The organism is Salipiger marinus (genome assembly GCF_035481585.1).
Classification (GTDB): domain Bacteria; phylum Pseudomonadota; class Alphaproteobacteria; order Rhodobacterales; family Rhodobacteraceae; genus Salipiger; species Salipiger marinus.
Genome location: NZ_JAYKSL010000010.1, coordinates 126,746 through 148,692 on the forward strand (window position 1 = coordinate 126,746; position 21,947 = coordinate 148,692).

Consider the following 21,947-nt stretch of genomic DNA (forward strand, 5'->3'; position numbering starts at 1 on the left):
CATGACTTTTTTTGCGGAGTGCCCAAGATGCTGACCCTCGAAGGTCTGTCCAAGACCTACAAGACCGGCGACGCCGCGCTGACCGAGGTGTCGCTCAGCGTGCCCAAGGGCCAGATCATGGGGCTGATCGGGCCGTCCGGCGCGGGCAAGTCGACGCTGATCCGCTGCATCAACCGGCTGGTCGATCCCACCGCGGGGCGGATCCTGCTGGGCGATGTGGATCTGGTCCGGCTGGGCAAGGCCGACCTGCGCCGCCAGCGCCGCCGCATCGGCATGATCTTTCAGGAATATGCGCTGGTCGAACGGCTGACGGTGATGGAAAACGTGCTGTCGGGCCGTCTGGGCTATGTGCCGTTCTGGCGCAGCTTCCTGCGCCGCTATCCCGGCCCCGACATCCAGCGCGCCTATCAGCTGCTCGACCGGGTCGGGCTGATCGACCATGCCGACAAGCGCGCCGATGCGCTGTCCGGCGGGCAGCGGCAGAGGGTCGGCATCGCACGGGCGCTGGCGCAGGATCCCGAACTGCTGCTGGTGGACGAACCCACCGCCAGCCTTGATCCCAAGACCAGCCGCCAGATCATGCGCCTGCTGACCGAGATCTGCGCCGAACGCGGCCTGCCCGCCATCGTCAACATCCATGACGTGCCGCTGGCCCAGCAGTTCATGCAGCGCATCGTCGGGCTGCGCGCGGGCCGCGTGGTGTTCGACGGCGCCCCCGACCAGCTGACCCATGACGCGCTGACCGCGATCTATGGCGAAGAGGACTGGAACGCGATGCGGCAGGGCGATGACGAACAGTCGCAGGCCGAGGCAGAGGCGCGCGACCGCATGGCGGCGCTGGCCCGATGACCACGCAGCGCTATCCCACCACATGGCGCCGCCCGCCGCAGATCCTCAAGGACCGGCGCTGGCGCATCGCGATCCAGATCGGCATCGTGGTCTATCTTTTCCTTGCCATCGGCACGGTCGAGGTGAACTGGTCCCGCGTCTATGACGGGCTGGAACGCGGCCAGCGCTTTGTCATGGGCTTCCTGCAGCCCGATTTCACCAGCCGCTGGCGCGACATCAGTCAGGGTCTGGTGGAAAGCCTGACCATGACGCTGACCTCCACCGTGATCGGCGTCGCGATTTCCGTGCCCATCGGCATCGGGGCGGCCCGCAATCTTGCGCCGCGCGGGGTCTATTACGTCTGCCGCGCCATCATCGCGGTCAGCCGCGCGCTGCAGGAGGTGATCATCGCGATCTTTTTCGTGGCGATGTTCGGCTTTGGCCCCTTCGCGGGCTTCCTGACGCTGTCCTTCGCCACCATCGGCTTCATCGCCAAGCTGGTGGCCGATGACATCGAGGAGATCGACGAGGCACAGGTGGAGGCGGTGCGCGCCACCGGCGCCTCATGGGCGCAGCTGGTGAATTACGCGGTGCAGCCGCAGGTGATGCCCCGGCTGATCGGGCTGTCGCTCTACCGGCTGGACATCAACTTCCGCGAAAGCGCGGTGATCGGCATCGTGGGGGCGGGCGGGATCGGCGCCACGCTCAACACCGCCATCGACCGCTACGAATATGACAGCGCCGGAGCCATCCTGCTCATCATCATCGGAATCGTCATGATCGCCGAATACAGCTCCAGCTATCTGCGGAAGTTCCTGCAATGACCGAGATCTCTCATTACCGCCAGATCTGGTCGCACCGCACCCCGCGCGCGCGGCTGCTGCTGTGGGCGGGCTGGCTGGCGCTGGTGGCGCTGTTCGTCTGGTGCTGGCAGGTGATGACGCAGGACACGATCTGGTTCTTCGTCGCCGACGCGCCGCAGCAGGCCGCCGATATCGGCGGGCGGATGCTGCCGCCGCGCTGGTCCTACCTGCCCGAACTGATGCAGCCGCTCTGGGACACGCTCAACATCGCGACGCTGGGCACGCTGGGCGGGGTCATCATGGCGGTGCCGGTGGCGTTTTTTGCCGCGCGCAACACCACGCCGTCGGTCACGCTGCTGCGGCCCGTCGCGCTGTTCATCATCGTGGCGTCGCGGTCGATCAATTCGCTGATCTGGGCGCTGCTGCTGGTGGCGATCATCGGGCCGGGCCTGCTGGCCGGGATCGTGGCCATCGCGCTGCGCTCCATCGGCTTTGTGGGCAAGCTGCTCTATGAGGCGATCGAAGAGACCGATGCCCGCCAGATCGAGGCGATCGAGGCGACCGGCGCCAGCGCCGCGCAGGTGCTGAGCTATGGCATCGTGCCGCAGATCATGCCCGCCTTCTGGGGCATCACCGTCTTCCGCTGGGACATCAACATCCGCGAAAGCACCATCCTTGGTCTGGTCGGCGCGGGCGGCATCGGGCTGAAGCTGCAGGGCTCGCTCAACACGCTGGCATGGAGTCAGGTGTCGGTGATCCTGCTGCTGATCCTTGGCACCGTGGTGCTGAGCGAATGGGTGTCGTCGCGGGTGCGGCAGGCGATCATCTGAGCCGGGGGGCGGGCGCGGGATCAGACCCGCAGCCCTTCGGCATTGAACAGATGCAGCGCCTCGGGCGGGAAGCTGACCGCGATGGCCGGGCCCGGCGACAGCCAGCGCCGGTCATGGGTCAGCACCTTGAACACGGCACCCGCCAGCGTGAGATGCAGGATGATGCCATGCCCGGTGGGTTCCACCAGATCCACGGTCGCATCCAGTGCGCCCTGCCCGGCGGGAGCGGGCTGCACATGTTCGGGCCGGATGCCCAGCGTCGCCCCGCCCATGGCGGCGGGCATCGTCTCGGGCAGCGCCACCTGCCGCCCGTCGGCGAGCCGCAGCACCCCGCCCGCCACGTCCCCGGCCAGAAAATTCATCCCCGGCGAGCCGATGAACCCCGCCACGAACAGGTTCGCGGGCCGGTCATACAGATCAAGCGGCGTGCCGACCTGCTGGATATGGCCGCCATGCATGGCAACGATGCGGTCGGCAAGGGTCATCGCCTCTACCTGATCGTGGGTGACATAGATCGAGGTGGCGCCAAGTTCGCGGTGCAGCTTGCGGATTTCGGCCCGCATCTGTTCGCGCAGCCGGGCATCAAGGTTGGACAGCGGTTCGTCGAACAGGAACGCCTTGGGCTGGCGCACGATGGCCCGGCCCATGGCGACCCGCTGCCGCTGCCCGCCCGACAGCGCCTTCGGCTTGCGCTCCAGCAGCGCGTCGAGGCCCAGCTTGACCGAGGCCGCGCGCACCTTCTGGGTGATGGTGGGCTTGTCGGTCTTCCGCAGCCGCAGCGAATAGCTCATGTTGTCGGCCACACTCATATGCGGGTAAAGCGCGTAGCTCTGGAACACCATGGCGATGTCGCGCGCCTTGGGCGGCAGCGTGTTCATCACCCGGTCATCGATGCGGATTTCGCCGCCGGTGATCTCTTCCAGCCCCGCGATCNGCCTTGGGCGGCAGCGTGTTCATCACCCGGTCATCGATGCGGATTTCGCCGCCGGTGATCTCTTCCAGCCCCGCGATCATGCGCAGCAGCGTCGATTTTCCGCAGCCCGAAGGCCCGACCAGCACGATGAATTCGCCGTCGCCGATCTGCAGGTTGATGTCGTCCAGAACGCGGATCGTGCCGTAATTCTTGCTGACGGAGCGGATTTCCATCGTGGCCATGGGGTTATCCTTTCACGGCGCCGGCGGTCATGCCCTGCACCAGATAGCGTTGGATGAGCAGGAAGAAGAGACAGGCGGGGATCAGCGCCAGCACGCCCGCCGCCATCATCTGCCCGTAATCGACGGAGAATTTCGACACGAAGGTCAGCAGTCCCACCGGGAAGGTGGCCTTTTCGCTGCCAGAGATCAGCATCAGCGCAAAGATCATCTCGGACCATGCGGCGGTGAAGACAAAGCCCAGCGTCGCCGCCACCCCCGGCAGCGCCAGCGGCAGGATGATCTGACGAAAGGCGGTGAAGCGGTCGGCGCCGTCGATCATCGCCGCCTGTTCCAGATCCGGCGGGATGCCGTCGAAAAAGCCCTGCATCAGGAAGGACGCGAAGGGCACGTTGAAGGCGGTATAGACAAGGATCAGCCCGGTCAGGCTGTTGGTCAGCCCCAGCGGCGACAGGATCTTGAAGATCGGCGCCACCAGCATGACCAGCGGGAACATCTGCGTCACCAGCAGCAGCCCCGCCAGCCACATCTTGCCCCGGAACCGGAAGCGCGACAGCGCATAGCCCATGAGGGCTGCCAGCACGGTGGAGACCAGCGCGGTGGTGCCCGAGACGATGAGGCTGTTGGCGAAGAAGCGGGGAAATTCGCTGTTGGCCAGCACGAAGCGGAAATGGTCCAGCGTCGTGGCCGAAGGCCAGAGCCGCACGCCTTCGGAATAGAGCAGGTCGTTGGGCGTCACCGAGACCTTGAGCAGCCAGAACAGCGGAAACAGCGCGAAGGTGATGAAGGCAAGGATGGCGGCGCGATGCGCCAGCGTGCCGAAGATGCGGGTCGCGGTCATGTCACCTGTCCCTGTTGGAAAGCTTCTGGCGGAAGACGAGGATGACCATGGAATAGGCCAGCAGCAGCGCAAGCAGCACCAGCGCCACGGCGGAGGCATAGCCGAAATCCAGCCGCCGGAACGCCTGCGTGAAGATGTAGCTGGCCACGGTCTGCGTGCGGTCCGCCGGTCCGCCATTGGTCATCACGATGATGAGGTCGGCGAAATTGGCGACCCAGACCGTGCGCAGCAGCACGGTGATGGCGATGACCGGCGCCAGATAGGGCAGGGTGATGGAGAAGAAGCGCTGGATCGGCGAGGCGCCGTCGATGGACGCGGCCTCATACAGATCCTTGGGGATGGACTGCAGCGCGGCCAGCAGGGTGATGGCAAAGAAGGGGATGCCCCACCATGTCGCGGCGACGATGGGCCCCCACATGGCGATCTGCGGATCGGACAGGATGTTGGACGGCTCCTCCATCAGCCCCATCGCGGTCAGCCAGTGCGGGATCGGCCCGATCACCGGGTTGAACAGCCACGCCCAGTTGAGCCCGGCCAGAAAGGTCGGCACCGCCCATGGCAGGAACACCAGCGACTGCGCGATGCCGCGCCCGGCAAAGGGCACGTTGAGCAGCAGCGCGAGGATCAACCCGAAGCTCAGCTGCAAAAAGACGCTGGCGCCGGTCCACCACAGGGTGTTGCGCAGCGCCCGCAGGAAGGCCGCGTCCTGCCCCAGCGCCTGAAAATGGTCGAGCCCGACAAAGCCGCCCGAAAACGGGTTGAGCAGCTGGATGTCGCGGAAGGCGTAGGAAATGCCAAGGATCAGCGGCACCAGCATCACGGCGGTGATCAGGATCAGCACCGGCGCGCAGTAAAGCCATGGCTCCAGCGTCAGGGCGACGCGCTGGCGCAGCGGGCGCCGGGTCGGGATGGGGATGGGCGTGGCGGTCATCGGTCCTCCGGAAAGGGGGCAGGGCCGGACGCGCACGCCCGGCCCCGGCCTCGGATCAGTCGGCGAGGAAGTTCTGCTGCGCCTTGGTCAGATAGGCCGCCCATTCAGAGGCAAGCTCCTGCGGCGTGATCTCTCCCAGCAGCGCCCGCTGCCCGGAGGCGATGGAGAGCGAGTCCTTGAAATAGGCGAATTCTTCCAGATAGGTCGGCATGGTGGTCGGCACCACGTCCTCGTCCGCCAGCGCGTCGAACCAGCCCTCGAAGGCGGGGGCGGCGTAGAATTCATCCTCTTCGGCGGATTTCAGCACCGGCAGCGCGCCAATGGTCTTGTTCCACGCGATGTTGCCTTCGGGGCCTTCCAGCGTGGCGATCAGATTCCATGCCAGATCCTTGTGTTCGGACGCGGCCATCATCGACCAGCCCGCATAGCCGATGGTCGGGAAGGACTTGCCATCCGGGCCTTTCGGCATCGGGATCACGCCATACTGGTCTTCGGTCATGCGTTCGGCGATGGCGATAAGCGCGTCGGGATCCTGATCCAGAAAGGCGCAGGTGCCCGAATAGAAGCCCGCGACGATTTCGTTGAAGCCCCAGTTCACGCTGTCCCGGGGGGCGAGCCCGTCCTTGTAAAGGTTCACATACCACTCGATCCCTTTGGCCCAGCCTTCGCTGTCCATGGTGGAGGTGCCGTCTTCGGTGAAATAGCGGTTGTCGCCCGCCATGGTCGCGGCGGCCATCATCCAGCCGTTAAGCCCGCCCGGCCCGCCGCGCATGCAGTAGCCCGATTTGCCGGGCAGGTCGGAAATCGCTTCCGACGCGCTGCGGAATTCGGCGAGCGTGGTCGGCGGCTCCACCCCGGCTTCGGCCAGCAGATCCTTGTTGTAGAACAGCGCCCGCAGATAGAAGCCATAGGGCAGCATATAGGCGGTGTCATCGACATCGCGGCCCAGTTCCAGCGCGCGGTCGGTAAGATCGGCGGTGGTGTCCCAGTCCGCAAGATAGGGTTCAAGGCTTTCGAGCAGGCCGTTATTGGCATAAAGCGACAGCCATGTGTCCGGCATTTCCACCACGTCGGGCAGATCGCCCGCCGAAACCATGGTGGCGAATTTCTGGAAGGCTTCGCCCCATGGCAGCGAGATGATCTCGACCGTGGTGCCGGGATTGGCCTCCTCGAAGGTGGCGACGATCTGGCGGAGCGTTTCGGTGCGGGCCGGGCTGGTGATCACCTCGACAAGGCGCAGCGTGGTGTCGGCGCTGGCCGCCCCGCTGGCCGCCAGAAGCGCGAGCGTGCTGGCGCTGATAAGGTTTTTCATGGTCTTCTCTCCCTGTTGAACGGCGGTCGGTGCGTGTCGGCCCGGGATGGGCCGTCACCGCGCGGCAGCGATGGCCGCAGTCAGATCGGCCCAAAGGGCCTCTGTCCCCTCCAGCCCGACATGCAGCCGGACCGAGCGGGCGGAGATGCCGAATTCATGGGCCGAGTTGGGTCTGGCCTTCTGTTCGAGCACGACATCTCCGGGCACCACGAGGCTTTCATGCCCGCCCCAGCTGACGCCCAGCTTGAAAAGCCGCAGCGCGTCGCAGAAGCGGCGCAGGTCGATGCCATCGTGGAAAAGGAATGAGAACAGGCCGGTGGTGCCGCGCAGCCCCGGCGGCAGCGGCACAAGGCCCGGATGCAGCACGCGGTCTACACAGTCGAGCTGCTGCAGGCGGCGCGCGATCTCCAGCGCGCTGTCCTGATGGGCGGCGACCCGCAGCGGCAGCGTGCGCAGCCCGCGCAGCAGCAGCCACGCATCCATCGGCGCGATACGCCCGCCCAGATAGGGGTAAATCTCTGCCCGCACCCGGTCGACATTCGCCTTGGATCCGGCGATGACGCCCGCCACCACATCGCTGTGCCCGCCGATATATTTGGAGGCGGAATGCACCACCAGATCGACCCCCAGCGTCAGCGGGTTCTGAAACACCGGCGTGGCCCAGCTGTTGTCGATGACCGAAAACACGCCATGCCGCTGTGCCGCCGCCGCCAGCGCGCCCACGTCGAGCGCCTCCATCACCCAGCTTGTCGGGCTTTCCAGATACAGCAGCTTGGCGCCGGGCAGGGCCCGTTCCACCGCCTGCGGATCGGTGCCGTCCACATAATCCACGGTGATCTTCATGCGCTGCAGATGGGTGCCGAACAGCCGGAACGCATCGGGATAGACGTTGCGCACCGCCACGATCCGGTCGCCCGGCGCCACATTGGCCAGCACCGAGGCCGAGATTGCCGCCATGCCAGAGGCGAAGGCGAGCGCGTCTTCGGCCTGTTCCAGCTCGGCCAGCTTCACCTCGAAGGCGCGCACGGTGGGGTTGAGGCCGCGGCTGTAGATGGGGCGGGTGATCTCGCCGCGATAGGCCGCGATCATCTCGTCATAGCTGTCGAAGGTAAACAGCGAGGTCTGCACGATGGGCGGCACCACGGCGCCAAGCAGGCTTTCGGCATCGTGGGCCACGATCAGGCGGGAGGCCTCGTAGAGGTCGGTCATGGACGCATGTTCCTGATGTCCTCCTCGACCACGTCGAGGATCTTGCGGGTTTCTTCTGCCGCAGCCGCCGTGTCTCCGGCGCAGATCGCGTTGAAGAGGGTGCGGTGATAGGGAAAGGAGCGGGCGGCAAAATCGGGCCGGTCAAAAGGCCGCTCCCAGAACCGTTCGAAGATATCGCGCATCTGTTCCAGAAGCTGGCGGAACAGCGGATTGTGCGCCGCGTCATAGACGGTCATGTGAAAGGCGAAATCCGCCTTGCCGCTGCCGCCTTCGCGGTGATGGGTGCGCTCCATCTCTTCCAGCGCCTCCTGCATCCGCGCGATGTCTTCGGGCGTGCGGCGGCGCGCGGCGGCGATGGAGGCCTCGATCTCGATGCCACGCCGCACCTCCAGCGTCATCAGCAGCGCCTCGGCCAGACCGTCCGCCGACAGGCTGAGCGGCATGTAGATGGTTTCGGCTGAAATCTGGCGCAGCAGATAGGTGCCGGAGCCGATCCGCGCCTCGACGATGCCAAGGGCGGAAAGCTGGCTCACCACCTCGCGGATGCTGGAGCGCCCGACCTTGAGCGCTGCGGTCAGTTCGCGTTCGGGCGGCAGCCGGTCGCCGGGCTGCAGGTTGCGCGTTTTGATGTAGCGCGCCAGCGCATCCATGATCTGGCGGCTGCGGCCAAGCGGCGGCAGGGCGGCCAGATCTTCGGACACGGGGTCAGGGGGGGCGGCTGGATCGGTCATATTGGTAATAGGTCAGACCAATTTGAGTCGTGCAAGCGGTTTTTACCCCAAGCTGGTCGCGCGCTTCCGGGGCAACTGCCCGAAAAACATGCAGCCGCCTGCACCTGCCCGAAAAACTGACCAATTAGTTTGACCATTTGCTATCTTTTTTTCTACTGTTTCCCCGAGGGAGACCAGAATGACCAAGACCAACCAGACACCCCCTGCCGCAGGGCGGGCCCGATGAAGCGGTTCTGGGCCGATTATTCCAGACAGGCCTTTGCGGAACTGGACCATGACCGCCTGATCGCGGTGCTGCCCATCGGCGCCATCGAACAGCATGGCCCGCATCTGCCGATGTCGGTGGATGCCTGCACCGTGCATAACGTGGCGCAGCGGCTGGCGGCGGCGCTGCCCGACACCAGCCCGGTGCTGATCCTGCCCACGCAGGCGATCTGCAAAAGCGACGAACACATCGATTTTCCCGGCACGCTGACCCTGACCGGCGAAACCTTCGGCCATGTCCTGCGCGAGATCGGCGCCAGCGTGGCCCGGGCCGGGGTGCGCAAGCTGGTCTTTCTCAACGGGCATGGCGGCAATATCCCCGCCATGGACATGGCCGCGCGGGATCTGCGCATCCGCCATGGCATGATGGCGTTTTCCGCGAACTGGTTCGGCTTCGGCATGCCGGAGGGGATCTATTCCGCCACCGAGCTTGGCCATGGCATCCATGCGGGCGACATGGAAACCTCGGTCATGCTGGCGCTGGATCCTGCCAATGTGGACATGAGCCTTGCCCGCGATTTCCGCTCGCGCGGGCAGGATCTGGCGGAACAGACGCAGCATCTGGGTCTGGGCCGCGCCGTCAAACCCGGCTGGAAAACGCAGGATCTGAGCACCAGCGGCGCCTGTGGCGAGGCGCATCTGGCCAGCGCCGAAAAGGGCGAGGCCACGCTTGCCCATGCCGTGACAAAGCTGGTCGCCGCCATGGCGGAGATCGACAGCCTGCCGCTGTCCTGGCTTGACCGCAAACCGGAGATCTGAGCGATGAGCACGCTTCCGCACGGGTCCACCGCGCCCGATCTGATCGACATGCGCGATGTCGACAAGGTGTTCAGCAACGGCACCATCGCCCTGCGCGGCATGTCGCTGAGCATCAGGCAGGGCGAATTCGTCAGCTTTCTGGGCCCGTCGGGCTGCGGCAAAAGCACGGCGCTGAAGATGATCGCGGGGCTGCTGTCCGTCTCCAAGGGCGCCATCACCGTCAACGGCCATCCCGCCGGGCAAAGCCGCGACGGCAGCGATATCGGCTTCGTCTTTCAGGAGGCGACGCTGATGCCATGGGCCACGGTCTTCGACAATGTCCACCTGCCGCTGAAGCTGCACGGGCTGAGCAAGGCCGAAGCCCGCGAACGGGTCGACGAGGCGCTGGCCATGGTCGGGCTGTCGAACTTCGCCACCTCCTATCCGCGCGAGCTTTCGGGCGGCATGCGGATGCGGGTGTCCATCGCGCGGGCGATGGTGACCCGGCCCAAGCTTCTGCTGATGGACGAGCCCTTCGCGGCGCTGGACGAAATGACCCGGTCCAAGCTGAATGACGAGGTGCTGGCGCTTTGGAAATCGCATGGGCTGACGGTGATCTTCGTCACGCATTCGGTGTTTGAATCCGTCTACCTGTCCAGCCGCGTCGTGGTGATGGCGGCCCGGCCCGGGCGCGTGGTGCATGACATCCCGCTTACCACCGACATTCCGCGCACCGCCGATTACCGCATGTCCACCACCTATGCCGAGACCTGCAAACAGGTCAGCACCGCCTTGGAAGGGACCATGACCCATGTCGATCTCAACCATTGACCCCGAAACCGGCCTTGCCGTCGACAGCCACGTGCCCGACCCGCGCCTGCTGCGCGAACGGCGGGAGCGGCGGCTGCAGCTGATCCTGCCGGTGGCCGCACTTGGCTGCGCGATCGGGCTCTGGGAATTTCTGGTCTGGTATCACGAGGTGCCGCATTACCTGATCCCGGCCCCCAGCCTGATCGCCAAGACGCTGGTCACCGACGGCGCGTCGCTGATGCAGAGCGCGCTGTTTACCGTCAAGCTCACCCTGCTGTCGCTGGCGCTGGCCATCATCGGCGGCGTGTCGCTGGGCATGGTCTTTGCCCTGTCCCGCCCGATCGAGATGAGTCTCTTTCCCTTCGCCGTGATCCTGCAGGTGACGCCGGTGGTCGCCATCGCGCCGCTGATCCTGATCTATGTCAGCAACACCTTCGCGGCCCTGCTGATCTGCGCGTGGATCGTCGCCTTCTTTCCGATCCTGTCCAACACCGCCATCGGCCTGCGCAGCGCCGATCACAACCTGCGCGACATGTTCCGGCTCTATCAGGCGACGCCGTGGCAGCGGCTGCGTTATCTGCTGATCCCCTCGGCGCTGCCCTATTTCATGGCCGCGCTGAAGATCGCGGGCGGGCTGGCGCTGATCGGCGCGGTGGTGGCCGAATTTGTCGCGGGCACGGCGGGGCAGAATACCGGGCTCGCCTCGCGCATTCTGGAATCGAGCTTCCGCAATGAAATCCCGCGCATGTTCGCGGCGCTGTTCCTTGTGTCGGTGCTGGGCGTCATCATTTTCCTCGCGACCTCGTGGCTGTCCCGCGCCGTTCTCGGCCACTGGCACGAGAGCGAGATCAAGCGCGAAGGATGACCCAAATGACCACGCCCGACGGATCCGGCGCCACCCTGACCGGCCTTACGCTGGCAGGCCGCGCCGGGCACTGGGATCTGACCCATCGCGAGGGCCGGATCACCGCGCTCCGCCCCTCTGCCAGCAGCGGCGGCGGCTTCGTGATGCCGCCGCTTGCGGACATTCACGTCCATCTCGACAAGACCTTCACCGCCGAGCGGATGCCGCACCGCGCCGCCTCGCTGTTTGATGCCATCGACATGATGTCGGCGGATGCCGAAACATGGACCGAAGCCGATCTGCGGCAGCGGGCACGGTCCGGGCTGGCGCGCGCCGCCGCCCATGGCACGCAGGCGATGCGCAGCCATGTCGACTGGCACGAGGCGACCCCGCCCTTGGCATGGCACGTCCTGCGGGAACTGGCGCAGGACTGGGGCGACCGGATCGACCTGCAGCTCGCCTCGCTCACGCCGCTTGATGCGCTGCAGGACATCGGCCCCGCCGTGGCGCAGACCTTGCAAGCCGAAGGCGGCGTGATGGGCGCCTTTGTCTATCGCAACGACGATCTGCCCGCCAAGCTGGCCACGGTCTTCGATCTGGCGGAACGGCACGGGCTTGATCTGGATTTCCACGTGGACGAAGGGCTCGACCCCGAAGCGCAGGGCATCGACGCCATCATCGCAGAGACGGCGCGGCGCGGCATGGCGGGGCGCGTGCTTTGCGGGCATGGCTGCGCGCTGTCGGTGCGCGATGCCGCAGAGGTGCAGCGGCTGCTGGACCGGGCGGCTGCGGCGGGGGTGGGGCTGACCGTGCTGCCCGGCGCCAACAGCTATCTGCAGGATGCCAGCGCAGGCCGCACGCCGCGCCTGCGCGGCCTTGCCCCGCTGCAGGAGGCGCGCCATGCCGGGGTGCCGGTGATGCTGGGGTCGGACAATGTCCGCGACGGGTTCTTCCCCTATGGCGATTATGACCTGTGGGATGTCTACCGGCTGGCGGTCCTGACCGGGCATCTCGATCCCGAAACGTGGCTCGACGCGATCAGCGCCACGCCGGCCCGCTGGATGGGCCGCGATCTGAGCCTGCGCGAGGGCGGTCCCGCCTCGTTCATCCGCATTGCGGCCAGCGGCCCTGTGGATGCGGTGAGCCGGGCGAGCGCGGCGCGCGAGATCTGGCGGGACGGCAGGCGGATGCCGGGAATTCAAGGAGAGCACGCATGACGAAGACCTGGAATCAGGCCGCCTTTACCGCCGAACTGGGCGAGATCCGCGTCCATGCCGACGAGAAATACCTCGCGGCGCGGTCGCATGACTATTTCTGGTACAGCCCCATCCTGAACGACCAGCTGAAGGATCTGCGCGGCGAACTGCTGGTGATGCCGCAGACCGTGGAGGAGGTGAAACATGTCGCCTCGCTGGTGGCGCGGCACCGGGTGCCCCTGACCCTGCGTGGCGGCGGCACCGGCAATTACGGGCAATGCGTGCCGCTGGAGGGCGGGGTCATCATGGATCTGACCCGGCTGAGCGAGGTGATCGAGATCACGCCCGGCCATGCCCGGGTGCAGGCGGGGGCGCGGATCTCGCGGCTTGACGATGCGGCGCGGGAGACCGGGCAGGAACTGCTGATGTATCCCTCCACCCGGCAGATGGCGACGATCGGCGGCTTTCTGGCGGGCGGATCCGGCGGCATCGGCTCGCTGCGGCACGGGATGCTGCGCGATCCCGGCAATATCTCCTATGTAAAGGTGGTGACGGTGGAGCCGGAGCCGCAGGTCATCGAACTGCATGGCGACGAGATCCAGAAAGTGCAGCACGCCTATGGCACCAATGGCATTGTCGTGGAAATCGGGCTGGCGCTGACCAAGGCGACCGACTGGATTCACACCGCAGCGCTGTTTGACGGATATGACCGGGCGCTGGATTTCGCCATCGACGTGCAGCAGGACGGGCTTGACTGTTATCTGCTGTCGGCGGTGGAGCGGCGCTTTGCGCCCTATTACCGCAAGTTCGGCGATTATTTCCCGGCGGATCGCGACGCGATCTTCGCCATGGTGGCGCCCGAGGAAATGGACCGGTTCCGCGCCGATGCCGAGGCCAAGGGCGGGCGGGTGTCCTTTGCCATGACCAAGACCGAAATTCAGGAGGCCGGGCTGCAGCCCGCTTATGAATGCGGCTGGAATCACACCACGCTGCAGGCGCTGAAGGTCGACAAGGGCTGGACCTATCTTCAGGTCGCCTATCCCCGGCCCTTTGATCCCGATCTGGTGATGCGGCAGATGCAGCGCCATGGCGAGGATCTGTTCTGGCATCACGAAATGGCGCGCATGGATGGCGAGATTCAGATCTTCGCGCTGCCGCTGGTGCGCTATCGCGGCAAGGACGCGATGTATGACCTGATCGCGGAGCTGGAGGAAAAGGACGGCTGCACGATCTTTGATCCCCATGTCGTCACCATCGAGGATGGCGGCATGAAGGAAATCGACGACAGCCAGATCGCCTTCAAGAAACTGGCCGATCCCTATGGCCTAATGAACCCGGGAAAAACCCGGGGCTGGACCGCCGACATGGCGCGCGGCGACTGATACCCCAACACGGAGAAATCGAATGTTTGCAAAGACAACGGTCCTTGGCGCCTTTGGCGCGATATGGGCGGCAGGTGCTGTATGGGCCGCCGATCCGGTGGTGTTTGGCACCAACTGGCTGGCACAGGGCGGGCATGGCGGCTTTTATCAGGCGCTGGTCGACGGCACTTATGAAAAATACGGGCTGGATGTGGAAATCCAGCCCGGCGGTCCGCAGGTCAACAACCGCCCCATGCTGTCGGCCGGGCGGCTCGATTTCCTGATGGCGGGCAATCTGCTGCTGTCTTTCGACAATGTGCGCAACGGCATTCCCACCACGGTCGTCGCGGCCTTTTACCAGAAAGACCCGCAGACCCTGATGACCCATGCCGGGCAATATGACAGCTTCGCGGCTCTGACCGAGGCGCCGACGGTGCTGATTTCCAAGGACGGGCAGTTCAGCTTCTGGCAGTGGCTGGTCGATGACCACGGCTTCCGCGACGAACAGCTGCGCCCCTACGGCTTCAATCTGGCGCAGTTCCTGAGCGACGAGGCGGTGGTGCAGCAGGCCTATGGCACGGCGGAGCCGATCTATGCCGCCGATCAGGGCGCCGAGGTCGACACCTTCCTGCTGGCCGATCACGGCTGGAGCACCTATGCCGCCACGCTTGAAACCCGTCAGGAGCTGGTGGAGGAAAACCCGGATCTGGTGCAGCGTTTCGTGAATGCCTCCATCGAGGGCTGGAACAACTTCCTTTATGGCGACCGGACCGCTGCCTATGAGGCGATCATGGCCGCCAATCCGGAAATGACGGTGGAAAAGCTCGACAAGGAAGTGGCGCAGTTCGAAAAGCTGGGCATCATCGATGTGGGCGATGCCGAAACGCTTGGGATTGGCGCGCTGACCGATGAGCGGGTCAAGGCGTTTTACGATCTCGCCATTGCCTCGGGCATCATCGAGGAAGGCTCGGTCGATCTGTCCAAGGTGGCCGATACCAGCTTCGTCAACAAGGGTCACGGGCTTGACATCAAGGCCGCGCTGACCGCGGACTGACCGTCGCCACGGGCGAAGGGCACGGATAAGACCGGGGCCGACCCTTGCGGGGGTCGCCCAATGCAGGCGCGGGAGGGGATGCGGAGACCGATGACCATCGTAGAGACAAAACGCACGCGGATGCGGGAAACCATCCGCGACGCGGCCATTCGGGAATTTGCCCGCAACGGCCTCTCCGGCACCTCGACGCAGGCGATTGCCGATGCCGCCGGTATTTCCAAGGCGCAGCTGCATTATTACATCTCCAGCAAGGAGGATCTGTATCAGGAGGTGCTGGGCCATATCCTTGCCGAATGGCGCGAGATTTTCCTGCTTTCCTCCAACCGCGACGATCCAAGGACGGCGATCCGCACCTATATCCAGCGCAAGATCCAGCAGGCCCTGGACCATCCCGAAATCTCGCGGCTGTTTGCGCGGGAAATGGCGCGGGGGGCTCCGGAAATGGCCAAGCACTGGCCCGGACTCCGCGCGGCGGTGGACGAAGCCGCCGAGGTGATCCGCGGCTGGATCGCCGAGGGCAAGATTGCCCCCGTGGATCCGCTGCTGTTCCAGATCAACATCTGGGCCGTGGCGCAGCATTACGCCGATTACGAAATGCAGGCGCGGATGCTGATGGGCACCGGCACTGACGCGCCGCTGGATGCCGCGCGAATCTCCGAAGAGGCGATCCAGCTGTTTCTGCTGCGCTGCGGCCTGAGCGACACGGAGCGCGCCTCATGAAAGCCCTTATTCCCAATTCCCTGCCGCGCCCCTTTGGCGCCTATTCCCATGGCGTCGAGTCAGGCGGCCTGATTACAACCTCGGGACAGCTGGCGCTGGCCGCCGATGGCGCCATTCCGGAGGGCGTGCAGGCGCAGGCCGAACTGTGTTTCGACCATATCGCCGCCATTCTTGCCGAAGCGGGCGCGGATTTCTCCCATGTGCTGCGCTTTTCCGCCTTCGTGACCCGGCGCGAGGATATGGCGGCCTATATGGCGGTGCGGGATGCGCGGGTGGCACATCTGCCCGTTTTGCCCGCCTCCACGCTGATGATCGTCAGCGGCTTCACCCGGCCCGAATTTCTGGTGGAGGTCGAGGCGCTGGCGCGGCTGCCCTGAGCTAGACCCGGGGCGCCCAGGCTCTTGCACCGCGCGCGGCCTGCCGCTATCGCTGTTGCAATCGAGTGCAACGGCAGCAGGCGGCAAGGGAGGGTCACATGCGTCACCGGATCACAGCGCGCGGCCAGAGGCGGGGCAGGCCATGACCCTGCCGCTGGTCCTTCTGCCCGGCATGATGTGCGATGCCCGGCTGTTTGCGCCCCAGATCGCGGCCCTTTCCGCCGGTCGCAGCCTGATCTGCGCCGATCTGTCCCGGGCCGACAGCATGGCGGATCTGGCCGCCATGGTTCTGGCCGACGCGCCGCGCCGCTTCGCGCTGGCCGGGCTGTCGATGGGCGGCATCCTTGCGATGGAACTGCTGCGGCAGGCGCCGGACCGGGTGGCGCGGCTGGCCCTGCTTGACACCAATCCGCTGGCCGAAACGCCGGAGGTGCAGGCGGGGCGGGCCGGACAGATCGACCGCGCCGCGCGCGGCGAGCTGGCGCAGATGATGGCGGACACCTTCATCCCGCGCTACCTTGCCACGCCCGATCCCGGCATCGAGGCCACCTGCCACGCCATGGCCCGTGATCTGGGGCCGCAGGTCTTTGCCCGGCAAAGCCGTGCCCTGCGCGACCGGCCCGACCAATGCGCCACCCTGCGCGGCTATGACGGGCCCGCGCTGATCCTCTGCGGCGCCGAGGACCGGCTCTGCCCCGTCGCGCGCCACAGGCTGATGCACGACCTGATGCCCCATGCCGCCCTGCACGTGATTGCAGGCGCGGGGCATCTGCCCACGCTGGAAACCCCCCAAACCGTTACGGAGGCGCTGCGCCAATGGCTGAGCTGACCGATCTTCTGGCGCTGTTGCGCCGCGTCGACACCCCCACCGTCTGCAACGCGATCGAGGTGATCGACGGCAGGCGCGGCTTTGACGCCTTTACCCGCGGCACGCTGCTGGCCAGCGATCCCGCCGGGGTGATCGTCGGGCAGGCGCGCACCGCAAAGATCAGCGCGCTGGCCCCCTCGCCCGAGGCGCCGGAGACCGTGCGCGCCCGGCGGATGGACTATTACCGCCACATGGCCACGGGGCAGGGGCCGCGCCTTGCCGTGGTCGAGGATGTGGACGGGGAGGCGGCCATCGGCGCCTTCTGGGGCGAGCTGAACACGGCGGTGCACAAGGGCTTCGGCCTTGCCGGGGCGCTGACCAATGGCGTGATGCGCGATCTGGGTGATCTTGCCCCCGGCTTTCCGGTGCTGGCGGGCGGCATCGGCCCCTCGCACGGGTTCGTGCATGTTACCGAGGTTGGCGGTGCGGTCACGGTCTTTGGCCTGACCGTGCGTCCGGATGACTGGATCCATGCCGACCGTCACGGCGCGCTGGTCATTCCTGCCTCGCATCTGGCCGAACTTCCCGCCGCGATTGGCAAAATGCAGGCGACAGAGGCGATTGTGCTCGACGCCGCGCGCGCGCCGGGGTTCGATTTCGCCAAGTTCGAGGCCACCTGGACCGCCTTCGAGAAAGCCCGCACCTGACGAGGACGCCATGACCCGCCTGCCCCTGCCCGAGACCCTCCGTTTCATCAAGGCGCCGGGGCGCGATGCCGGGGCCGATACCGGTGCCGTGGCCGGGCTGGTGGCCGAAATCCTCGCGCGGGTCAGGGCAGAGGGCGATGCCGCCGTGCGGGACTATACGGCGCGGTTCGACGGGGTCACGCCCGACCGGGTCGAGGTCAGCACCGCAGAGCGCGAGGCGGCGGTTGCCGCACTTGATCCGCAGACCCGCGCCGATACCGAATTCGCCATCGCCAATGTCCGCGCCTTTGCCGAGGCGCAGCTTGGCGCGCTGTCGGAAATCGAGGTGGAACTGCGCCCCGGCGTGCATCTGGGGCATCGAAACATCCCGCTGCAGCGGGTCGGCTGCTATGTGCCCGGCGGGCGCTATCCGCTGCTGTCGGCCCCGGTCATGACGCTGGTGCCCGCCGCGGTCGCGGGCTGCGAGGAGGTGATCGCCTGCCTGCCCCCCACCGCACACGAGGCGATGATCGCGGGCTGCCATCTGTCCGGGGCGCACCGCATCTTCCGCATCGGCGGCGCGCAGGCCATCGCCGCCATGGCCTTTGGCACCGAGACGGTGCCGCCGGTGGACAAGATCGTGGGCCCCGGCAATGCCTTCGTGAACGAGGCCAAGCGGCAGGTCTTCGGCCCGGTCGGCATCGACCAGCTGGCGGGGCCGTCAGAGATTTTCATCCTTGCGGATCACACCGGCGATCCGGAAATGCTGGCCACGGATCTGCTGGCGCAGGCCGAACATGACATCCGCACCCGGGTCGGGCTGATCACCACCGATGCCGCGCTGGCCCATGCCGTGCTGGCGGAGGTGGAGCACCAGCTTGCCAGCCTCTCCACCGCCGAAACCGCCGGGCAGGCATGGCGCGACTATGGCGAAATCGCGCTTTGCCCCGACGAGGCGACGATGATCGCCTATTCCGACATCGTCGCGGCAGAGCATCTGCAGGTGCATACCGAAGATGCGCACGGGCTGTCGCGGCGGCTGCGGCACTATGGCTCGCTGTTCATCGGCACCAACTCCTCGGTGGTCTATAGCGACAAATGTTCGGGCACCAACCATACGCTGCCCACCATGGGCGCGGCGCGCTATACCGGCGGGCTCTGGGTCGGCACCTATATCAAGACCGTCACGCATCAGTGGCTGACCGAAGAGGGCGTGCGGCAGGTGGCGCCGCCCGCCGCGCGGCAGGCCGCGTCGGAAACGCTTGAAGGGCACCGCCGCGCGGCGCAGCTGCGCCTTGACCGGCAGCAGGCCAGCCCCCGGCGCTAGGCCCGCGCCGCGATTCGACCGCCCAAATCCGGCCTGATCCCCCGGCGCCCCAGCGCCCGCCGCGTCCTGTCCGGGACGGGGCAGGGGCGGCTTTGACCATCAAGCCCCTGACAGACCTCGCATAATCCAAAATTGCACTCGCTTGCAAAAATCTCTTGCGCAAAGGTGACTCCCGCGCTACCCATTTTGCAATCGAGTGCAAAGGGTGCCGGAGGAGGCGCCTGCTCGAGACGGCAGGACCGCAGCGATCCCATCACCACGGCCAGATCCGGGCGGAAGCCCGCCCCGGTCTGCTGCGCGCTCCGACAGGAATAGCCCGTCAGGGCAGGGAGGAGAGACATGAAGTTCATCACCACCATGGCGGCAGCCCTCTGCGCCGTCACCATGCCCGCGATGGCCGAGACCATCCGCATCGGCCATGCCACCCCCGAGGATTCCCCGATCCACAAGGCGCTGCTGCAGTTCAAGCAGACCGTGGAAGACCGCTCCGAAGGCGACATCACGGTGGAGATCTTCCCCGGTGGCCAGATCGGATCGGTGCAGGAGATGGTGGAGCTGGTCCAGTCCGGCAACATCACCATGACCACCGGCGCCTCGGTGCATCTGTCCGCCACCGTGCCGGAGCTTGGCGTGCTCGACCAGTTCCTGCTGTTTGACGACGAAACCCATGCCCGCACGGTGCTGGACGGCCCGGCGGGCGACGCGCTTGGCGCGGCGATGGAAAGCCGCGACCTGCATCTGGTCGGGTTCATGGAACTGGGCTTCCGCTCCTTCACCAATTCGCGCGCCCCGCTCGACAGCCTCGCCGCCTTCGAGGGGCTGCGGATGCGCTCCGCCGACAACCCGGTGCAGATCAAGGCATGGCGTGCCATCGGCGCGGTGCCGGTGCCGCTGGCATGGGGCGAGATCTATTCCTCGCTGCAGCAGGGGCTGATCGACGGGCAGGAATCCGCACTTTCCTCCATGATCGTCGAACGCTTCTTCGAGGTGCAGGAGTATGTCTCGCTGACCGGGCATATCTACTGGCCGGAACTCTGGATGGCGAATGCCGACTGGTATGCCGGGCTGTCAGAGGCGGAGCGCGAGATCATCGACACCGCCGCGCAGGAGACCGTGACCCTGCAGCGCGAACTGACCGCCGAGGCCAATGCCGCGACGCTGGCCAAGCTGGAAGAGGCCGGGCTTGCCGTCAACGAACTGCCCGCCGAGGACCGCGCCGAAATGGGCGCGATGATGAATGCCGCCATCGAGGCAGACATCCGCGGCAAGGTCGGCGACGCCGTCTACGACCAGTTCATGTCCGCGCTGCAGTAACGGGGGAGGCCATGCTCGCAAAGCTCGAGAAATGGGCCGAGCCGGTGGTGATCGTCACGGCGCTGGCCGTGGTGATCCTCCTCGTCTTCGCCGACGTGGTGGCGCGGTTCGCCTTTTCCACCTCCATCGCATGGGCGGGAGAAGTGGCGCGGCTGGCCTTCGTCTACATGATCTATTTCGGGGTCAGTTACGCGATCCGCGACCGGCGGCACATGCGGGTCACGGTTCTGGTGGACATGGCGCCGCCCCGGCTGCGCCGCTGGCTGCTGCTGCTGGCCGAGGCGGTGTTTCTGGTCTATTCCCTCGCGGTCTGCTGGCTGGGGGTCGTCATCACCCAGAACGCGGCGGCGCGCGGCAAGATCCTGTCGGCCACCGAATGGCCCACCGCCGTGCTTTACGGCGTGATCGCGGTGACCGGCGCGCTGTCGGTGCTGCGGCTCTGCCAGCAGATCTGGCGCATCGCCGTGACGGGCGACGCGCAGCTTTCTCCGCAGATGGACGTCTGACATGACCTCGGCCCTGCTTTTCGGCAGCTTCTTCCTGCTGCTCGCCATCGGCGTGCCGATCGGCATCGCACTTGGCGCGGCCTCGCTGATCGCCATCGCCTATATCCCCTTCCTCAACTTCGACCTTTACGCGCTGGGGCTGGTGTCGGGGATCGACAGCTTCACCCTGATCGCGGTCGTGCTGTTCACCCTTGCCGGCAACATCATGAGCCAGGGCGGCATCTCGAACCGGCTGGTGCGGGTCGCCGATCTTGCCTTCGGGCGCGCACCCGGCGATCTGGGCACCGTCACCATCATGGCCTGCCTCTTCTTCGCGGCGATCTCCGGCACCGGGTCGGCCACCGTCGCGGCCATCGGGCTTGCGATGATCCCGGCCTTGGTCGCGCGCGGCTATGACCGGGCCTATGCCGGGGCCATGGTCGCCTCGGCGGGCGGGCTTGGCGTGATGATCCCGCCTTCGGTGGTGATGATCGTCTATGCGGTGCAGGCGGGGGTTTCGGTCACGGCACTGTTCATGGCCGGGATCGTGCCCGGCCTCGTGATCGCGGCAACGCTCATCGTCTACAACTGGCTGAACCGCCGCAAGGTCGCACCGGTGGTGGTGGAGCCGCCGTCGCGCGGCGCGCTGCTGGCCGCGCTGAACGAGGCGAAGCTGGCGCTGCTGATGCCCGCCGTGGTGCTGGGCGGCATCTATGGCGGGCTGGTGACCCCCACCGAAAGCTCGGCGGTGGCCGTGGTCTATGCGCTGGTGGTGTCGGTCTGCGTCTACCGCGAACTGCCGCTGCGCGCCCTGCCGGGGATGATGCTGGAAAGCGCGCTGCTGGTCTCGACCGTGCTGGTCATCATCGGTGCCTCGGTCGCGTTTGGCCGGATCATCGCGCTGGAACAGATCCCGCAGGCGCTGTCCGCGCTGGTGCTGTCGCTCACCCAGTCGAAGGTGCTCGTGCTGCTGGCGGCGCTGGCGCTGCTGCTGATCGTCGGCACCTTTCTTGAAACGCTGGCGGCCATCGTGATCCTGACCCCGGTGCTGCTGCCGGTGATGGTGAAGCTGGGCGTCGATCCGGTGCATTTCGGCATCATCATGATCGTGGCGCTGGCCATCGGCTTTGTCACCCCGCCGCTTGGCGCGAACCTGTTCATGGCCGCGCAGGTGGGGCGGATCCCGTTCGATGCCATCGCGCGGCGCATCCTGCCCTGGGTGCTGGCCATGATCGTGGCGCTGCTGATCATCTCCTTCCTTCCGGGGCTGTCGCTCGGCCTGCCGCGGATCTTTCTGGACTATGGCGGCTGACCCGGCCCCGTCGC

General features: G+C 66.3%; 22 protein-coding genes and 1 pseudogene. 17 read left to right on the forward strand and 6 right to left on the reverse strand.

The features are described 5' to 3' along the window. Nucleotides 1-27 precede the first annotated feature (27 nt). Genes phnC through phnE (VK682_RS14730) form a run of 3 tightly spaced genes read left to right on the forward strand, consistent with a single transcriptional unit; the run spans nucleotide 28 to nucleotide 2,461 of the window. Nucleotides 28-849: a phosphonate ABC transporter ATP-binding protein gene (gene phnC / locus VK682_RS14720; RefSeq protein WP_089848277.1), complete on the forward strand. Its 822-nt coding sequence runs from the start codon at nucleotides 28-30 to the stop codon at nucleotides 847-849. Beyond that, entirely contained in the window at nucleotides 846-1,652 is an 807-nt protein-coding gene (gene phnE, locus VK682_RS14725; protein ID WP_230796503.1) for a phosphonate ABC transporter, permease protein PhnE, read from the forward strand. The genes phnC and phnE (VK682_RS14725) overlap by 4 nt, the downstream gene beginning before the upstream one ends. Beyond that, nucleotides 1,649-2,461, forward strand: a complete 813-nt coding sequence (gene phnE / locus VK682_RS14730) for a phosphonate ABC transporter, permease protein PhnE (RefSeq protein ID WP_230796505.1) — start codon at nucleotides 1,649-1,651, stop codon at nucleotides 2,459-2,461. The genes phnE (VK682_RS14725) and phnE (VK682_RS14730) overlap by 4 nt, the downstream gene beginning before the upstream one ends. Before the next feature lie 20 nt (nucleotides 2,462-2,481). On the opposite strand, the pseudogene VK682_RS14735 reads toward phnE (VK682_RS14730), so the two are convergent. From VK682_RS14735 to VK682_RS14760, 6 genes and pseudogenes are all read right to left on the reverse strand, one after another. Beyond that, a pseudogene (locus tag VK682_RS14735) lies at nucleotides 2,482-3,616 on the reverse strand (ABC transporter ATP-binding protein). Between the two features lie 4 nt (nucleotides 3,617-3,620). Further along, a complete protein-coding gene (locus VK682_RS14740) occupies nucleotides 3,621-4,454 on the reverse strand; it encodes a carbohydrate ABC transporter permease (RefSeq protein WP_089848269.1) in 834 nt (277 codons plus the stop codon). Nucleotide 4,455: 1 nt separating this feature from the next. Continuing rightward, entirely contained in the window at nucleotides 4,456-5,385 is a 930-nt protein-coding gene (locus VK682_RS14745; protein WP_230796509.1) for a carbohydrate ABC transporter permease, read from the reverse strand. Nucleotides 5,386-5,440: 55 nt separating this feature from the next. Beyond that, nucleotides 5,441-6,697 (reverse strand): ABC transporter substrate-binding protein, encoded by a 1,257-nt coding sequence (locus VK682_RS14750; RefSeq protein ID WP_230796511.1) that lies wholly within the window; start codon nucleotides 6,695-6,697, stop codon nucleotides 5,441-5,443. Nucleotides 6,698-6,751: 54 nt separating this feature from the next. After that, entirely contained in the window at nucleotides 6,752-7,906 is a 1,155-nt protein-coding gene (locus VK682_RS14755; RefSeq protein ID WP_230796512.1) for a PLP-dependent transferase, read from the reverse strand. Next, complete coding sequence (locus tag VK682_RS14760; protein WP_324782111.1) at nucleotides 7,903-8,637, reverse strand: FadR/GntR family transcriptional regulator; 735 nt, start codon at nucleotides 8,635-8,637, stop codon at nucleotides 7,903-7,905. The genes VK682_RS14755 and VK682_RS14760 overlap by 4 nt, the downstream gene beginning before the upstream one ends. A gap of 222 nt (nucleotides 8,638-8,859) precedes the next feature. Between VK682_RS14760 and VK682_RS14765 the strand changes: the two genes are divergently transcribed. The 14 genes from VK682_RS14765 (at nucleotide 8,860) to VK682_RS14830 (ending at nucleotide 21,933) form a co-directional block, all read left to right on the forward strand. Continuing rightward, the gene (locus VK682_RS14765) at nucleotides 8,860-9,660 is read left to right on the forward strand and encodes a creatininase family protein (protein ID WP_324782112.1); all 801 of its coding nucleotides are present in this window, start codon (nucleotides 8,860-8,862) and stop codon (nucleotides 9,658-9,660) included. Nucleotides 9,661-9,663: 3 nt separating this feature from the next. Continuing rightward, nucleotides 9,664-10,470: an ABC transporter ATP-binding protein gene (locus tag VK682_RS14770; protein ID WP_324782113.1), complete on the forward strand. Its 807-nt coding sequence runs from the start codon at nucleotides 9,664-9,666 to the stop codon at nucleotides 10,468-10,470. Continuing rightward, the gene (locus VK682_RS14775) at nucleotides 10,451-11,314 is read left to right on the forward strand and encodes an ABC transporter permease (protein WP_324782114.1); all 864 of its coding nucleotides are present in this window, start codon (nucleotides 10,451-10,453) and stop codon (nucleotides 11,312-11,314) included. The genes VK682_RS14770 and VK682_RS14775 overlap by 20 nt, the downstream gene beginning before the upstream one ends. 5 nt (nucleotides 11,315-11,319) lie before the next feature. Next, entirely contained in the window at nucleotides 11,320-12,510 is a 1,191-nt protein-coding gene (locus VK682_RS14780) for an amidohydrolase family protein (RefSeq protein ID WP_324782115.1), read from the forward strand. After that, entirely contained in the window at nucleotides 12,507-13,871 is a 1,365-nt protein-coding gene (locus VK682_RS14785) for an FAD-binding oxidoreductase (RefSeq protein WP_230796523.1), read from the forward strand. Before VK682_RS14780 ends, VK682_RS14785 begins: the two co-directional genes overlap by 4 nt. 22 nt (nucleotides 13,872-13,893) lie before the next feature. Next, on the forward strand, nucleotides 13,894-14,904 hold the full coding sequence (locus VK682_RS14790; protein WP_230796525.1) for an ABC transporter substrate-binding protein: 1,011 nt from the start codon (nucleotides 13,894-13,896) through the stop codon (nucleotides 14,902-14,904). A gap of 90 nt (nucleotides 14,905-14,994) precedes the next feature. Then, nucleotides 14,995-15,624, forward strand: coding sequence for a TetR family transcriptional regulator C-terminal domain-containing protein (locus tag VK682_RS14795; protein WP_230796527.1), 630 nt, complete (start codon nucleotides 14,995-14,997; stop codon nucleotides 15,622-15,624). Next, nucleotides 15,621-16,001 (forward strand): RidA family protein, encoded by a 381-nt coding sequence (locus tag VK682_RS14800; RefSeq protein WP_230796529.1) that lies wholly within the window; start codon nucleotides 15,621-15,623, stop codon nucleotides 15,999-16,001. The genes VK682_RS14795 and VK682_RS14800 overlap by 4 nt, the downstream gene beginning before the upstream one ends. Before the next feature lie 142 nt (nucleotides 16,002-16,143). Beyond that, nucleotides 16,144-16,830 carry an alpha/beta fold hydrolase gene (locus VK682_RS14805; RefSeq protein ID WP_089848234.1) on the forward strand — a complete coding sequence of 229 codons (687 nt, stop codon included), beginning with the start codon at nucleotides 16,144-16,146 and terminating at the stop codon, nucleotides 16,828-16,830. Continuing rightward, nucleotides 16,818-17,516, forward strand: a complete 699-nt coding sequence (locus VK682_RS14810; RefSeq protein ID WP_230796531.1) for an RraA family protein — start codon at nucleotides 16,818-16,820, stop codon at nucleotides 17,514-17,516. The genes VK682_RS14805 and VK682_RS14810 overlap by 13 nt, the downstream gene beginning before the upstream one ends. A gap of 10 nt (nucleotides 17,517-17,526) precedes the next feature. After that, the gene (gene hisD / locus VK682_RS14815) at nucleotides 17,527-18,822 is read left to right on the forward strand and encodes a histidinol dehydrogenase (protein ID WP_230796533.1); all 1,296 of its coding nucleotides are present in this window, start codon (nucleotides 17,527-17,529) and stop codon (nucleotides 18,820-18,822) included. A gap of 339 nt (nucleotides 18,823-19,161) precedes the next feature. After that, nucleotides 19,162-20,136 carry a TRAP transporter substrate-binding protein gene (locus VK682_RS14820; RefSeq protein WP_324782116.1) on the forward strand — a complete coding sequence of 325 codons (975 nt, stop codon included), beginning with the start codon at nucleotides 19,162-19,164 and terminating at the stop codon, nucleotides 20,134-20,136. Between the two features lie 11 nt (nucleotides 20,137-20,147). Continuing rightward, nucleotides 20,148-20,642, forward strand: a complete 495-nt coding sequence (locus VK682_RS14825) for a TRAP transporter small permease (protein ID WP_089848230.1) — start codon at nucleotides 20,148-20,150, stop codon at nucleotides 20,640-20,642. 1 nt (nucleotide 20,643) lies between these two features. After that, nucleotides 20,644-21,933 carry a TRAP transporter large permease gene (locus tag VK682_RS14830; RefSeq protein ID WP_089848227.1) on the forward strand — a complete coding sequence of 430 codons (1,290 nt, stop codon included), beginning with the start codon at nucleotides 20,644-20,646 and terminating at the stop codon, nucleotides 21,931-21,933. Nucleotides 21,934-21,947 lie beyond the last annotated feature (14 nt).